Below are 14,986 nucleotides of genomic sequence, written 5' to 3' on the forward strand. Positions count from 1 at the left end.
TTGGACGCCCCCCCGCCCCTTTTCGTCGCCGCGGTCGCCGTCGTGATTCGCCGCGAGGGCACGGTGCTCGCCATGCGCCGCGCGCGCACCAAAGACGCCGGGGCGGGGCTCTGGGAGACGCTTTCGGGGCGCGTTGAAGCGGGTGAAGACCCCCTCGAGACAGCCCGACGCGAAGTCCGCGAGGAGTGCGGGCTCAGGGTCGCGTTCGAGGCGCGCCCGCTGACCGCCTACACCGCGACGCGCCTGGATCATCCGATGATCGTCCTTGTCTACGCTGCCGACTACCGCTGCGGCGAGGTCACTCTGAGCGCCGAACACGACGCGTACGCGTGGCTCACGCCGGAGGCGTTCGCCGCGCGCACCCCCCTCGCCAAACTCGCCGCGGCGGTTCGGCTCGCCCTCTCCCGCTAAGCATCCCCACCTTCACCCTAGGCCACGCGACTCGGGTATGGTAGGTCATGCTCGGGCAAGCTCTGAAAAAGCGCGAAACCATCCTTGTCACCACCACCCCGCACCTAGAGGGCCTTCGCATCGCGGCCTATCACGGGGTCGTGAGCGGCGAAGCGATCATGGGAACGAACATCTTCCGCGACATCTTCGCCGGCATCCGCGACATCGTCGGCGGGCGCAGCGGCGCCTACGAAAAGGCGCTACGCAAAGCCAAAGCGATCGCGCTGCGGGAGATGGAGGAGGAGGCGCGGCGGCTCGGCGCCAACGCGGTGATCAGCGTGGCCATCGGCTACGAAAACATCTCCCTACGCGACGGCAGCGGGATGCTCATGGTGTGCGCGAGCGGCACCGCCGTCACGATCGCTTACTAGGGAAGCTCACCGGGACCGGCTGGTCACCGCTCGTTGACTTTCGCGCACGGCCCTGCTACGATACCCCGCAATGACGCCCCCCCGCTCCCCCCAACGCGCGCGCCGCAATAACGACCGCAGGAGGCTCGGGGCTTAAGCGTCGAGAAGGCCGACGTCGCTACCCCGAGGCTACCCCTCGGGGTTTTTTCGTGGCGCGGCGTCACGGCACCCCGGCGAAGCCGCGACGAGGAGACCTATGAGCACACCCCCTACCCCACCCGCCGAACCCCTTCAGCGCCACCTCATCAGCGACCTGCCCGAGGCACTAGGGCAGACGGTGACGCTGCAGGGTTGGGTCTACAGCCGCCGCGACCTGGGCGGCATCCGTTTTCTGCTGCTGCGCGACCGGAGCGGCGTGGTGCAGTGCGTCTTCGGCAAAACCGAGCTGCCGCTCGCCGAGTCGTGCGTGCGGGTCACCGGTCGGGTCGCCGAGAGCCCCAAAGCCCCGGGCGGTCTGGAGGTGCACGCCGAGGCGCTCGAGCTCATCACCAACGCGGCCGAACCCCCCCCCATCGAGATCCCCAAAGAGGCGTGGCACGTCAACCCCGACACGCTCTTGGAGTACCGCCACGTCTCCTTGCGGAGCCCCAAGGCGCGCGCGGCGCTCAAGGTGCAAGCGGAGCTCGTGCGCGCTTTTCGGGAGGTGTTGAGCGCGGAGGGCTTTACCGAGATCTTTACGCCCAAGCTCGTCGCCGCCGGCGCAGAAGGGGGCGCGGCCCTTTTCGAGGTCGACTACTACGGCAAGCGCGCCTACTTGGCACAGTCGCCGCAGCTCTACAAACAGATCATGGTCGGCGTGTTCGAACGGGTCTTCGAGGTCGCGCCGGTCTATAGGGCCGAGCTGTCGCACACCTCCAGGCACCTCTCGGAGTACCTGTCGCTCGACGTCGAGTTGGGGTTTATCGACTCCGACGAGGACGTCATGGCGCTCGAGGAGCGCCTGCTCAAGGCCATGATGCGCGACGTCGCCGAGCGCTGCGCGCCGGAGTTCGCGCTGCTGGGGGCCGCGGCGCCGGACCTCAGCGCGCCCTTTCCGCGCCTGACGCTCCTTGAAGCGCGCGCGTTGGTGCGCGAGCGTTACGGCCACCAGACGGGCGGTAAAGACCTCGACCCCGAAGCCGAGCGGCTCGTCGGGCGCTGGGCCAAAGAGGAGCGGGGGTCGGACTTCGTCTTTGTCACCAACTACCCGCAGGCCGCGCGCCCCTTTTACACCTATCCGACCGACGACGGGCTCACCCGCGGCTTCGACCTCCTCTTCCGCGGCGTCGAGATCACCTCGGGGGGGCAGCGCGTCCACGAGTACGGGACGCTCATCGCGCAGCTTCGCGCGCGCAACCTCGACCCGGAGGCGTTTCGCGGCTACCTCGAGGTCTTTAAGTATGGGATGCCCCCCCACGGCGGTTTCGCCATCGGCGCCGAGCGGCTCACCGCGCTCCTTTTGGGTATCGCCAACGTGCGCTTTGCGCGGGCTTTCCCCCGCGACGGCAGCCGCTTGCACCCCTAGGTCCCCCTAGCGGGACTCGGCGAAGAGCGGCGTCAGGCGCTCCGCGCGCGGGACGCGGTGACAGGCGCGGCAGCGCGGCTCGTACGCCTCCGCTGCGCCGACGAGGATGACGGGGTCATCGTAGTGCGCCGGATGCCCCCCGATGAGCCGCTGCGTGCGGGTCGCCGGGGCGCCGCAGCGGACACACACGGCGGTGAGCTTGGTGACCGATTCGGCGCGCGACAAAAGCTCCGGCATGGGTCCAAAGGGTTCAGCGCGAAAGTCGAGGTCGAGCCCGGCGATCATCACCCGCTTGCCGCTTTCGGCGAGGTCGCAGGCAAAACCGACGAGCGCCGCCGAGAGAAACTGCCCCTCGTCGATAGCGACAACCTGCACCGCCTCCGAGAGCGCCGCGCGCATCTCCTCCACGTCGCTAACGGCGAGCGCTTCGAGCGTGCGCCCGTTGTGCGACGCGACCGCCTGCGCGTGGTAGCGCCCGTCAAGCGCGGGTTTGAATACCTGCACCCGCTGCTTGGCGATAAAGGCGCGCGTGACGCGGCGGATGAGTTCTTCGGACTTGCCGGAGAACATGGGGCCGACGATGAGCTCGAGAAAACCTCCGCGGAAAGGGTGAAACAGCATAGGGCACTCTACCGCAGAAGGCCGCGCGGCCTGGAGCGGCGCGCGGACCAAACAGAACACCCCGCGTTGCCGCGGGGTGCCTCCTTTAAAGAGAAGCTTAGTTGCCCTGGTTGTCCTGGTCGTCCTGCTGGTCTTGCTGACCCTGCTGATCTTGTTCGTCTTGCGCGCCAGCTTGATCCTGCTGGTCTTGTTGCTGACCCTGCTGCTGGTCTTGCTGGTCTTGGTCCTGCTGGTCGTCAGCTGGCTCTTGCTGCGCCCCTTGCAGCGTCGTCCCGACGAGCAGCACCTCGAGCGGCTCCGCTTCGAGCGGCGTCCCGATAACGAACATCGTGTAGACGGTGTTGACGTCGAGCTGCGAGTCGGCGAGGCTGATCGCGGCGGCCGGCGACTCCTCGATGCGGAGCTCGAGACCCGCGGTCTGCGCCGGGTCGAGGTCGTTATAGTTGCTCACGTCGCCGAAGGGGACGTTGCCGATCAGCACGTTGACGTCGTCCGTCGCGGCGGCGTCACCAGCGGTCGCGTCGGCGGCGGCGCCAACGTTGACGAGCGACACCTGCGCTACCCCGGGCGCGGCGTGTACCAAGCGCACCGTCACAAGCTGCTGCAGCGCGGGGTCGGCGACCGTGCCGGTCGTCGCGGCGGGGTCAGCGGGTTGCGCCGCCGGGTCAGCGGGTTGTGTGGGTTGCGCAGCGGGGTCGGCAGCACCCGTCGCGGGGTCGACGGGTTGTCCCGTCACGGGGTCGACCGGCTGACCGGTTTCGGGGTCGGTGGCTTGGCCCGTCGCGGGATCGATGGGTTGCAAGGCGGGGTCGGCGGGCTGCAGCGCCGTCAGGGTCGTGACGTCCTCTTCGAGCACCTCGAGGCGGAAGCCGAGCACGTCACCCGTGCCGCCAAAGCCCAAGAACCCGCCGTCATCGGGCGCCGCGGTCTGATCGAGGCCGCCGGGCGCCACAAGGCCCATCGCCGCGATCGTGTAGTAGCCGCCAGCAGCGAAGTTGAGGTTTTCTTGGAACGCGCCCCCTTCCGTCGACACCACCACGTCGTAGTCGCCCGCTGCGACGGCGACGTAGTCCGTGACGTCGCGGTATTCGATGTTCGAGAGCGCGTCGGCGTCGGCTGCAGCGTCGTTGCCGCCGAGTAGACCGCCGCCCCCCAGCTCCACGTTAACTGCCGGCGCGTTCGGCGAGAGGTGCGCGACGCGGACGAAAGCCGTCTCGGCGGGGTCTTGCTGCGCCACCGCGAACGCTAAAAGCGACGAAGCGGCCGTTGCTTGAATAAGCTTTCTCATAGTTGCCTCCTCTTACCCGATGGTGCCGGATGTCACACCAGCAGACTTTCGTCCACAACACAGTTGCGATGAGGGGCTTTCACATCGGACGCACATCTTGGCCGTGGGGCGCGCAAAACCCTACTCAGGGACGCTACCTGTATGAGGAAGTCAGTTGCCTTTGGGAAAGAGCATGAGAAGCGCACTAACGTGCTGATACTTATTCGTGATGCATGACCGTGCTACGTTGTGGCGTAGAGCGTCACAGAGCCGTGGGCGGGTGGGGGCGCCGGTCGCCCCGAACGATAAGGTCTTGCAAAAACCGTTGAGAGAAAAGCTTACAGCGTCCGTAGCAAGAAAGCTGCCTTACATCTCTCCAGACGTAGCCTGTTACGATTGCGCCTGTATGCAAGACTCTCCACGTTCCGCACCGCGCATGCACGGCACTACCATCGTCGCGGTGCATAAAGACGGCGTCACGGCGATTGCCGGCGACGGCCAAGTCACCTTGGGCGACACCATCGTGAAAAAGGGTGCTACCAAGGTACGCAGCCTCATGGACGGGCGCGTCATCACCGGTTTTGCGGGCGCCGTTTCGGACGCGTTCACCCTGCTCGAGAAGTTCGAGGGGTACCTGTCGACGTACCGCGGCAACCTCATGCGCGCGGCGGTCGAGACCGTCAAGGAGTGGCGCACCGACCGGATGCTGCGCAACCTCGAGGCCATGCTCATCGTCGCCGACGCCGAGCAGATCCTCACGCTTTCCGGCGCGGGCGACGTCATCGCCCCCGACGAACCCATCGCCGCCGTCGGTTCGGGGGGCGCCTACGCCCAGGCCGCGGCCACCGCCCTTTTACGCCACAGCGACATGAGCGCCGCCGAGATCGCCGAGACCGCCCTCCTGATCGCCGCCGACATCGACATCTACACGAGCGGTACGGCGACCGTGCTCAAGGTGCCCGACACGCAAGACACCGACGAAAGCGACGAAGCGGTCCTGCAGGGCGCCGCCCGCTCGCAAACCGCCACCCAAGAGGACGCGTGATGCTCAACCTGACCCCCTTAGAGATCGTCGAGGAGCTCGACAAGTACATCATCGGCCAGCACAAAGCCAAACGCTCGGTAGCGGTGGCGCTGCGCAACCACTTTCGCCGGCGGCAGCTCGCGGGCGAGATCCAACGCGAGGTGACCCCCAAAAACATCCTGATGATCGGCCCCACGGGGGTCGGCAAAACGGAGATCGCGCGGCGCCTCGCGCGGCTCGCTAGAGCGCCCTTTGTCAAGGTCGAGGCGACCAAATTTACCGAAACGGGGTATGTCGGCCGCGACGTCGAATCGATGGTCCGCGACCTCGTGCAGGCGAGCTACGTCATGGTGCAAGAGGAGCAGCTAGAACGCGTCAGCGAGCGCGCCGCCAAAAACGCCGAGGAGCACCTTCTAGACGCCCTCTTGCCGGGCGGCACCGAGGAGGGGCGCGCGAAGATGCGCGAGCTTTTAGAGGCGGGCAAGCTCGAGGACCGCAGCATCGAGATCGAAGTCAAAGACGAGCGCCCGCAGCAGATGATGATGCCCGGTATGGAGGAGATGGGCCTTAACCTCCAGGAGATGATGTCGAACCTTCTGCCCAAACGGCGGGTGCGGCGCAAGACCACCGTGCGCGAGGCGCGCGAGGCGCTCCGCGGCGAGGAGGCGGAAAAGCTCATCGACCACGATGAGGTCTCCCGCGAGGCGATCTCCAGGGCGGAAAACTCGGGGATCATCTTTATCGACGAGATCGACAAGGTCACGGGCAGCGACAACACGAGCGGCCCCGACGTCTCCGGCGAGGGGGTGCAGCGCGACTTGCTGCCCATCGTCGAGGGGACGCAGGTCAACACCCGTTACGGCCAGGTCAAGACCGATCACGTGCTCTTTATCGCCGCGGGCGCCTTTACCGCCTCGAAACCCTCGGACCTCATCCCCGAGCTGCAGGGGCGCTTCCCCATCCGGGTCGAGCTCGAGGAGCTCTCCGCGAGCGACTTCCAGCTGATCTTGACCAAACCCCAGTACTCGCTCACCAAGCAGTACACCGAGCTCCTCAAGGTCGACGGCACGCGGCTGCGCTTCGACGACTCGGGCATCGAGGCCATCGCCGAGTACAGCGCGCGCGTCAACGCCGACGTCGAGGACATCGGCGCGCGGCGGCTCCACACGGTTTTAGAGACCGTCTTGGAGGACGTGTCGTTCGCGACCAACTTAGGCGACGTGGTCATCGACCGCGCCTACGTCGAGAAAAAGCTCGAGGACATCGCCTCGGACGAGGACCTATCGCGCTACGTGCTCTAGGCTTCGTCGGCTCGGGCTCCTTTGAGGCGTCTAGAGCGTGTATAGTAGACCCTTGGCGGGGGCGCCCTCTGGGCGCCCCCATACCTTGCCCCGAGCACCCGCTCACCTTTCAGCACGCTCACCCCCCTTAGGACGCACTATGGACTACCGAAACATCGCTATCGTTGCGCACGTCGACCACGGCAAGACCACGCTCGTCGACGGCATGCTTAAGCAGTCGCACATCTTCCGCGACAACCAACTCGTCGCCGAGCGGGTGATGGACTCAAACGACCTAGAGCGCGAACGCGGCATCACCATCTTGGCCAAAAACACCGCCGTCACCTGGCGGGGCGTTAAGATCAACATCGTCGACACACCCGGCCACGCCGACTTCGGCGGCGAGGTCGAGCGGGCGCTGGGAATGGTCGACGGCGTATTGCTGCTCGTCGACGCCGCCGAAGGCCCAATGCCACAGACCCGCTTCGTGCTGCGCAAAGCGCTCGCGCGCGGCCTCAAACCGGTCGTTGTGGTCAACAAGATCGACCGCAAAGACGCGCGGCCCGACGAGGTCATCAATCTGACCTTTGACCTCATGGTCGAGCTCGGCGCTAGCGACGAGCAGCTCGACTTCCCGATCGTCTACGCGGTCGCCCGCGAGGGGCGGGCCTGGCTCGAGCTCGACACCCCCGGCGACGACCTCACACCGCTCTTCGAGACGATTTTGCAGCACATCCCGGCGGCCGCAGCCGACACCGAGGCGCCCTTTCAGCTGCAGGTGACCAACCTCGACTACTCGGACTACCTGGGCCGCATCGCCATCGGACGGGTGCGGCGCGGGCGGGTGCGTAAGGGCGAGGGGGTGCTGCGCCTCATGCGCGGCGGCGAGAGCGTGCGCGCCCGCGTCACCAAGCTCTACACCCACTTGGGGCTCGAGCGCGTCGAGGTTGAGGAGGCGCTCGCGGGCGACATCGTCGCGCTGACCGGTGTCGAAGAGGTGCAGATCGGCGACACCCTGACGCACCCCGACGCACCCGAAGCGCTCCCCGCCGTCTCGGTCGACGAACCCACGGTCTCAGTCACCTTTAGCCCCAACACGAGCCCACTCGCCGGCAAAGAGGGGAAGTTCGTCACCAGCCGCCACATCAAAGAGCGCCTCGAGCGCGAGCTGCTGACCAACGTCGCGTTGCGCGTCGAGGAGCTCGGCGGCGAGAGCTACCGGGTCTCCGGGCGCGGCGAGCTGCACCTAAGCATCCTCATCGAACAGATGCGCCGCGAGGGGTACGAGTTTTCGGTGTCGCGCCCCGAAGTGATCATGAAAGAGCTTGACGGCGTGCTGCTGGAGCCCTTTGAGCACGTCGTCGCCGACGTTCCCGAAGCGGCCATGGGGAGCGTGATGGAGTCGCTCTCGAGCCGCCGCGGCACGCTCGTAAACCTCACCCAGGAGGCGGGTCGGGCGCGGCTCGAGTTCTCGATCCCTAGCCGCGCGCTGTTTGGTTACCGCACGCACTTTTTGTCGATGACCCAGGGCGAAGGGCTTTTAAACCACACCTTTGACGGCTATGAAAAGAGCGTGGGCGGCCTTAAAACGCGCCTGAACGGGTCTTTGGTGGCGATGGAGGCGGGCGAGGCGTTTGCCTACGCGATCTTTAAGCTCCAAGACCGCGGGGTCTTCTTTATCGACCCCGGCACCGAGGTGTACGTCGGGATGATCGTCGGGGCGAACGCGCGCGCAGGGGACCTCAACGTCAACGTCACGAAGAACAAAAAGCTCACCAACGTGCGCGCGGCGACCGCCGACGACAACATCACCCTGACGCCGCCCAAAAAGCTCACCCTCGAGGAGGCCCTGGAGTACATCGCCGACGACGAGCTCTTAGAGGTCACCCCGAAGAGCATCCGGCTCCGCAAACGCATCCTCGACCCCAGCTTGCGTAAGCGTGAGGAGAAGGTCACCGCGGGTATTTAGTCCATTTCATTTAGTCGGCTCGACCCACCAAACCCCTGGCGTCAACGTGTCTAGCGTGAGCGGGGCGCCCGCAAAGCGCCCCGCTCCGTTCGTGCGTCGGCTGCGTTGGTGACGCGCGTCGCAGCTCTGACACCCCTAATGACACCCCTAACACACCTCGGTGCGCAGGGCGAGCTCGCGCGTATCCTCTGTAGCCTCTGAGGCGGCCTCGAGCCAGATCTCTCCGTAGCGCTCCCCCTGCTCCGCGCGCACCTCCCCCTCTTTGACGAGTTCGAGCAGCGCGCTAAACCCGACCACCACGGTGGGCCAGTCGCGCGCGCCCATGAGCGCCACCAGGGGTGCGCGGCGCAGGCGGCGCAACCCGTCGCGCAGCCGCGCCATCGCCACGGGGAGCGTCAGGCGCTCGATGGCGAGCTCGAAGTACGCCACCGCGCGGTGGCGGGTGGCGAATTCGGCCAAACGGCTCAGCTTCGGCGCGAGCGGGCGGGTGCGGCGTGGGTACGTCGGGCTCGGGGCGCGCGCCGGCAGCACGCGCGCCTGCGCCTCGCGGCGGCTGCGGAGAAAGTCGACCGCCTCCTCAAAGGCCTCTAGCGCCAGCACCGTCTCGAGGACGTCGCTAGGGACCGTTTCGCCCGCGTCGGAGGTCTGGGGGGGGCGCGGCAGCAGCAGGCGCAGCTTGAGCTCGACGATGCGGGCGAGCGCCGGCAGCGTCTCGGTGGCCACTTCGAGGTCGCGGCGCAGCTCGCTGTAAAAGGCCAGGTAGCTTTCGACCAGCGCGAGCACGTCGAGCGCTTCGGGGGCGAGCTTGCCCGTGCGCAGCGCGTGCGCCAGCTCCCCCACACTCCCCTCGAAAACGGGGGTCACCACGTGAAAGCGTTGCGGGGCAGGCGCAGCCGCCTCAGGGTTCACGGCACACGCTCTGCGCTTCGCTCTCGCCAAACGCGTCGGCCGCCTCTAGCGCCACGGGCGCCCCCTCGAGCTCGGCACTCTGAAGATGCCCGAAGTCGTTGACCCGCTCGATGAGAAATTCGCCGTCACGAAACACCAGACAGGTGACGCCCGTGTGTCTCAGGTGAAACCGCTTGCGCCAGCGCGGGTGCTCGACACCGAGGACGTAGCTGAGGAGCATCTGGATGGTACCCGAATGCGTCACGGCGACGATGTGGGGCACCTCGGGGAGACTTTGAAGCCACGCGACCGCGCGCGCGCGCAGCTCCCCGTAGGACTCCCCCCCCGGCGCCCGCTCCGCAAAGGCGTTTTGCGACCACGCCGTCCAGTGGGGCGACGCGAGGCGCTCGGCGAGCGTGCGCCCCTCGAAGTGGCCGAAGTGGACCTCTTTCAGGCGCGCGTCGCGCACGATCGCACGCCCCGGAAAGGCTAGCTCGGCCGTCTGCAGGGCGCGTACGAGCGGGCTCGAGTAGACCACGATCTCGGCTCCCTGAAAGCGCCCCCGCAGCGCCTCGGCTTGACGCCGCCCCCGCGCGGAGAGGGGAACGTCGCTGTGGCCCTGAACGCGGCCTTCGAGGTTCCAGTGGGTCTCAGCGTGACGAATGAGGGAGAGCTGGCGCATGCCAAAAGCCAGTTTAGCACGGCGGCAGCTGGCGTTTTGGCGTTTGCGGCGTCGCCGACGCAAAGCGCTTACCCATCAAAAGAGCCCAACCGACGTTTGTGCGGTTCGTGCGGCCCGTATACTCTAAAACGGTGAGTCGCGGACGCCCTTTTGGTGAGTCTGTCCGCAACGATCTCGCTCATTGAGAGCCGCTCATAGCTCGAGCCTTTTACACACCGTTTAAAGGGGTGACGTTATGCAGTACCCGTTTTTAGGTGCCACCGTCGAACCGGGGGGCGTGCGCTTCCGGGTGGTCTCACCCATCGCTCAGCGCATGGAGCTCGTCGTCGAAGACGGGGGCGGTCAGAGCAAGCTCTACGACATGACGCGCCAAGAGGGGGGGCTTTTCGAGGCGTTTATCGCGGGGCTCCAACCCGGGGCGCGCTACCGCTACCGGATGGACGGGGGGGACACGCTCTACCCCGACCCCGCCTCGAGGTTTCAACCCAAAGGGGTACACGGCCCCTCCGAGGTGATCGACCCTCACGCGTACAACTGGCAGGACGCGGGTTGGGCGGGGGTGCCGCACCAAGACCTGGTGTTTTACGAGCTGCACGTCGGCACCTTTACGCCCGAGGGGACCTACGAGGCGGCGCGGGCCAAACTGCCCTACTTAAAAGAGCTCGGCGTCACCGCCGTCGAGCTCCTGCCGGTGGCTGCCTTTCCGGGGGAGCGCAACTGGGGCTACGACCCGGCGGCGCAGTTCGCCCCCGCGCACCCCTACGGCCGCCCCGACGACCTTAGGCGCTTCGTCGACGAAGCGCACCGCCTCGGGTTGGCGGTCTACCTAGACGTCGTGTACAACCACTTCGGCCCCGACGGCGCCTACGTCGTGGGGCTCAACCCGCAGATGTTCACCGCCCATCACCACACCCCCTGGGGTCAGGCGATCAACCTAGACGACGAGGGATCGGCGGCGGTGCGGGCGTTTTTCCTCGAGAACGCCGTCTACTGGCTTCGCGAGTTCCACCTTGACGGCTTTCGCCTCGACGCCACCTTCGCGCTCGTCGACGACTCGCCGAAGCACTTTCTGGCCGAGCTCGCGGAGGTCGTATCAAGCGTCCCCGGTTGGCGGCGCCTGCTGATTGCCGAAGACCCGCGCAACATGCGCGCGCTCGTCGAACCGCGCGAGCGGGGCGGCTACGGCTTAGACGGCATCTGGGCGGACGACTTCCACCACCTCGTGCGGCGCCACCTCGCCGGCGACCGCCACGCCTACTACGCCGACTTTACGGGCAAGATGCAAGACATCGCCACGACCCTCCAGCAGGGGTGGTTCTACACCGGCCAGCACTCGGCCCATTGGGGCGGGCCGCGCGGCACCTCCACGGACGGCCTCAAACCTGAGAACTTCGTCCTTTGCATTCAAAACCACGACCAAGTCGGCAACCGCCCGCAGGGCAACCGCCTGACAGACGACGTCTCGCTCGACGCCTACCGCGCGGCGAGCGCGCTGCTGCTCTTCGCGCCGCAGCTGCCGCTGCTCTTTCAGGGTCAGGAGTGGGCCACCAAGACCCCCTTTCTCTACTTTACCGACCACAACCCCGAGCTCGGCAAACTGGTGAGCGAGGGGCGCAAGGAGGAGTTTAAAGACTTCCCCGCCTTCCAGGGCGACGTCCCCGACCCGCAGGACGAAAGGAGCTTTCTGCGGAGCAAGCTCGACTGGGGTGAACTGGACAAAGAGGCGCACGCGGGCGTCCTGGCGCTCTACCGCGACCTCTTGGCGCTGCGCCGCGAGCTCTCGGGGGACATCGACATCGTGCACGTGACCGACGAAGGGCTCGTGGCGCGGCGCGGTCCTTTCACCTTGCTGCTCGCTTTTCAGGGCGGCACGACCCTGCCGCTGACGGGCGAGGCGCGGGTGCGGCTCGTGACCGAGTCGGCGCGCTACGCCCAGGGCGGCCGCGAACCGACCTTTGCAGAGGACGCCGTGCACTTCCCCACGCCGGGCGCCGCCATCGTCGAGGTGCGCGCGTGAACGCCTCCTACCGGCTGCAGCTCACCCCCGAATTCACCTTCGAGGACGTGCGGCGGCTTCTGCCCTACTTTCAGAAGCTGGGTGTCAGCCACCTCTACCTCTCCCCTATCACCGAAGCGCGCCTAGGCAGCACGCACGGCTACGACGTCATCGACCACAACCGCGTGCGCGAGGCGTTCGGCGGGCGCGAGGGCCTCGAGCAGCTCATGCAGGAGGCGCTGGCGCACGGCCTGCGGCTGATCCTCGACTTCGTCCCCAACCATGCCGGCGTGGGTCCGCGCAACGTGCTCTGGCACGACGTGCTCGCCTACGGCCCCCACGCGCCGCACGCAGGGCTTTTCGACATCGACTGGAACCCCCTCAAACCCGAACTCAAGAACAAGGTGCTGCTGCCCTTTTTGGGCGCACCCTACGGCCAGGTCATCGACGAGGGCGGCTTCGGCCTCGCGTACGCGGGTGGCCGCTTCTACCTCACCTACTTCGACAACCGCTTCGCGCTCTCCCCAGCGACCTACCCGGTCATCTTGGAGAAGCTCCTGCCGCTTTTCGAGCGCACCGACGCCTACTTCGACCTTAAAGACCTCCTCGAGGCCTACGAGGCGCTCGAGCCGCACGAGGTCGAGAAAGCCGAGGGGCTCCGGGTGCGCCTCACGGCGCTCGCCGAACGGCTCGAGCTGCAGCTCCCCACGCTCACCCCTCAGGAGATGCACGCGCTCTTGGAGCGGCAGTTTTTCCGCCTCGCGCACTGGCAGACCGCCGGTTTCGAGATCAACTACCGCCGCTTTTTCGACATCAACGAGCTCGTCGCGCTCCACATGGAGAACCCCGAGGTCTTCTGGGCGTCGCACAAGCTGCTCGGCGAGCTCGCCACCTCCGACGCCCTCGAGGGGGTCCGCATCGACCACATCGACGGGCTCTTCGACCCGCAGGGGTACCTCGAGGGGCTCAAGGCGCTAGGGGTCAAGAAAGCCTGGGTCGAGAAGATCCTCGCGTCGGGGGAGGTGCTGCCCGAAGGGTGGATCACCGCGGGCACCTCCGGCTACGAGTTTATGAACGACGTCGTGGGCGTGCTCACCTACCCCGGCGGCGAGGAGCCGCTGCTGCGGAGCTACCGCCGCTTCATGGGGACGGTCAAACCCTACGCCGACGAGGTCCACGACGCCAAACGCTTGGTGATGGACACGAGCCTAGCGGGCGAGCTGGCGCGGCTCGCCAACGAGCTCGACCGGCTCTCCGAAGCGGACTACCGCACCCGCGACTTTACGCTGCCGTCGCTCCAAGAGGCGCTCGCCGAGGTTATCGCCGCTTTTCCGCGCTACCGCACCTACTTGCCACACGACCCCGAGGAGGCGGCGAAGATCATCACCGAGGCGGTCGAGGCGGCCAAACGCCGCAACCCGGCGACCGAGCTTTCGGTGTACGACTTTATCCGGCGGTGCTTGCTCGAGCCCGGTCCCGAGGCGCTCGAGGAGGCCAGAAAGGCGTTTGTCGGGCGCTTTCAGCAGTACACCGCGCCGGTGACCGCCAAGGGGATCGAGGACACCACCTTTTACCGCTACGTCCCCTACATCGCGCGCAACGAGGTCGGGGGCGAACCCGAGCACTTCACCACGCCGCTGCACGCCTTTCACGCGCACGCGCGTTTTCGCGCTTTTCGCTACCCCGAAAACCTCCTCGCCACCGCCACCCACGACCACAAGCGGGGTGAGGACACGCGCATGCGCCTCGTGGCGCTGAGCGAGCTGTCCGAGCGTTGGGAGGAGACGGTCACCAGAGTGCACGAGCGCGCGCAGGCGCTCCGGCGCGCGCGGAGCACCGCCCCCTTTACGAGCAGCGCCCCGGGCAGCGACCTCTACCTCCTCTACCAGACGCTCGTCGCCCTGTGGCCGCAAGGCGCCGACGAAAGGGAGCGCGAAACGCTCACCGAACGGCTCCTCGGCTACATGGAAAAAGCCATGCGCGAGGCCAAGCTGCGCACCTCGTGGCTCAACCAAAACACCGAGTACGAAGAGGAGATGCGCACGCTTGTGCGCGAGCTTGTCAGCGACCCCGAAGCGGCGGCGATCATCGAACCGCTCGCCGCCGAGGTCGCGCGCCTCGGGTTTCACAACACCCTCGCGCAGACCATCCTCAAGCTCACCACCCCAGGGGTCCCCGACTTCTACCAGGGCACCGAGCTCCTGGACCTCTCGCTCGTCGACCCCGACAACCGCCGGCCGGTCGACTACGAGGTGCGCAGCGCGATGATCGATGCGCTGCAGGCGAACCTCGCCGCCCCCGACGCCGACACCTTGCGGGGCTGGATGGCGGCGCAGGACCCACGCGCCAAGCTCTTTTTGAGCGCCTTTTTGCTGCGCGTGCGGGCGCAGCACCCCGAGCTCTTTAGCGGCAGCTACCGCGAGCTCGAGGTTGCTGGCGAGGGCGCCGAGCACCTCATCGCCTACGCCCGCGAGGGGGGTGGCAAGGCGCTCGTGGTGCTCGTCACGCGTTTTCCGGGCCACGCCGCAGCGCGCGACCTCTCGGGCGTGAGCGTGACGCTCCCCGAAGAGCTAGCCGAGCGCGACTGGCTCGAGCTGCTCTCCAGCGAACGGCTCGAGGGGGGGGTGCTGACGCTCGGCGACCTCCCCCTGCCGTTCGGCGTGCTCCTGAGCCAGTAACGCGCGCAAAAGCCGCGGGGCACCCACCCCCTAAGGCGGAGGTGGGGCGGGGCGCTCCGCGGCGTCTTAAGCTGGGCTTAAGGTTGCGCGCGCATAGTTAGCCGTTTCACGATGTCGGGGAGAAGGGAGGGGGCTTTGCGTGGCGTTTTGCGGTGAGCGTGCTTCCGTAGCGCTCACCACCGTGTGGGGCGACCTGCCCCTATCAACGCAGGAGTCA

Annotated in this window: 12 protein-coding genes; 8 read left to right on the forward strand and 4 right to left on the reverse strand. The window is 67.0% G+C overall.

Going from position 1 to position 14,986, the window contains the following annotated elements; genetic code table 11:
* The 3 genes from TRAD_RS10255 (at window position 1) to aspS (ending at window position 2,364) form a co-directional block, all read left to right on the forward strand.
* Window positions 1-411 (forward strand): NUDIX domain-containing protein, encoded by a 411-nt coding sequence (locus TRAD_RS10255; protein WP_013178546.1) that lies wholly within the window; start codon window positions 1-3, stop codon window positions 409-411.
* An 80-nt stretch (window positions 412-491) separates the two neighbouring features.
* On the forward strand, window positions 492-821 hold the full coding sequence (locus TRAD_RS10260) for a heavy metal-binding domain-containing protein (RefSeq protein WP_041947926.1): 330 nt from the start codon (window positions 492-494) through the stop codon (window positions 819-821).
* Between the two features lie 235 nt (window positions 822-1,056).
* Window positions 1,057-2,364 carry an aspartate--tRNA(Asn) ligase gene (gene aspS, locus TRAD_RS10265; RefSeq protein WP_013178548.1) on the forward strand — a complete coding sequence of 436 codons (1,308 nt, stop codon included), beginning with the start codon at window positions 1,057-1,059 and terminating at the stop codon, window positions 2,362-2,364.
* A gap of 6 nt (window positions 2,365-2,370) precedes the next feature.
* On the opposite strand, the gene TRAD_RS10270 is transcribed toward aspS, so the two are convergent.
* Window positions 2,371-2,985 carry a thymidine kinase gene (locus TRAD_RS10270; RefSeq protein ID WP_013178549.1) on the reverse strand — a complete coding sequence of 205 codons (615 nt, stop codon included), beginning with the start codon at window positions 2,983-2,985 and terminating at the stop codon, window positions 2,371-2,373.
* 97 nt (window positions 2,986-3,082) lie between these two features.
* Window positions 3,083-4,273, reverse strand: coding sequence for a DUF4397 domain-containing protein (locus TRAD_RS10275; protein WP_013178550.1), 1,191 nt, complete (start codon window positions 4,271-4,273; stop codon window positions 3,083-3,085).
* 415 nt (window positions 4,274-4,688) lie between these two features.
* Here TRAD_RS10275 and hslV point away from each other — a divergent pair, with 415 nt between their 5' ends.
* The 3 genes from hslV to typA all read left to right on the forward strand — a co-directional run bounded on the left by hslV (window position 4,689) and on the right by typA (window position 8,525).
* Window positions 4,689-5,297 (forward strand): ATP-dependent protease subunit HslV, encoded by a 609-nt coding sequence (hslV, locus tag TRAD_RS10280; RefSeq protein WP_013178551.1) that lies wholly within the window; start codon window positions 4,689-4,691, stop codon window positions 5,295-5,297.
* On the forward strand, window positions 5,297-6,577 hold the full coding sequence (hslU, locus tag TRAD_RS10285; protein WP_013178552.1) for an ATP-dependent protease ATPase subunit HslU: 1,281 nt from the start codon (window positions 5,297-5,299) through the stop codon (window positions 6,575-6,577). Before hslV ends, hslU begins: the two co-directional genes overlap by 1 nt.
* Window positions 6,578-6,716: 139 nt before the next feature.
* The gene (gene typA, locus TRAD_RS10290; protein ID WP_013178553.1) at window positions 6,717-8,525 is read left to right on the forward strand and encodes a translational GTPase TypA; all 1,809 of its coding nucleotides are present in this window, start codon (window positions 6,717-6,719) and stop codon (window positions 8,523-8,525) included.
* A 147-nt stretch (window positions 8,526-8,672) separates the two neighbouring features.
* Here the strand turns inward: typA and TRAD_RS10295 are convergent, their stop codons facing one another.
* Both TRAD_RS10295 and TRAD_RS10300 read right to left on the reverse strand, forming a co-directional pair.
* Window positions 8,673-9,392 carry a hypothetical protein gene (locus TRAD_RS10295; protein WP_049773096.1) on the reverse strand — a complete coding sequence of 240 codons (720 nt, stop codon included), beginning with the start codon at window positions 9,390-9,392 and terminating at the stop codon, window positions 8,673-8,675.
* Between the two features lie 31 nt (window positions 9,393-9,423).
* On the reverse strand, window positions 9,424-10,095 hold the full coding sequence (locus TRAD_RS10300) for a histidine phosphatase family protein (RefSeq protein ID WP_013178555.1): 672 nt from the start codon (window positions 10,093-10,095) through the stop codon (window positions 9,424-9,426).
* A gap of 235 nt (window positions 10,096-10,330) precedes the next feature.
* Between TRAD_RS10300 and treZ the strand changes: the two genes are divergently transcribed.
* Window positions 10,331-12,112 (forward strand): malto-oligosyltrehalose trehalohydrolase, encoded by a 1,782-nt coding sequence (treZ, locus tag TRAD_RS10305; RefSeq protein WP_013178556.1) that lies wholly within the window; start codon window positions 10,331-10,333, stop codon window positions 12,110-12,112.
* Entirely contained in the window at window positions 12,109-14,769 is a 2,661-nt protein-coding gene (gene treY / locus TRAD_RS10310; protein WP_013178557.1) for a malto-oligosyltrehalose synthase, read from the forward strand. Before treZ ends, treY begins: the two co-directional genes overlap by 4 nt.
* Window positions 14,770-14,986 lie beyond the last annotated feature (217 nt).

The sequence above is a fragment of the Truepera radiovictrix DSM 17093 genome, assembly GCF_000092425.1.
Classification (GTDB): Bacteria; Deinococcota; Deinococci; order Deinococcales; family Trueperaceae; genus Truepera; species Truepera radiovictrix.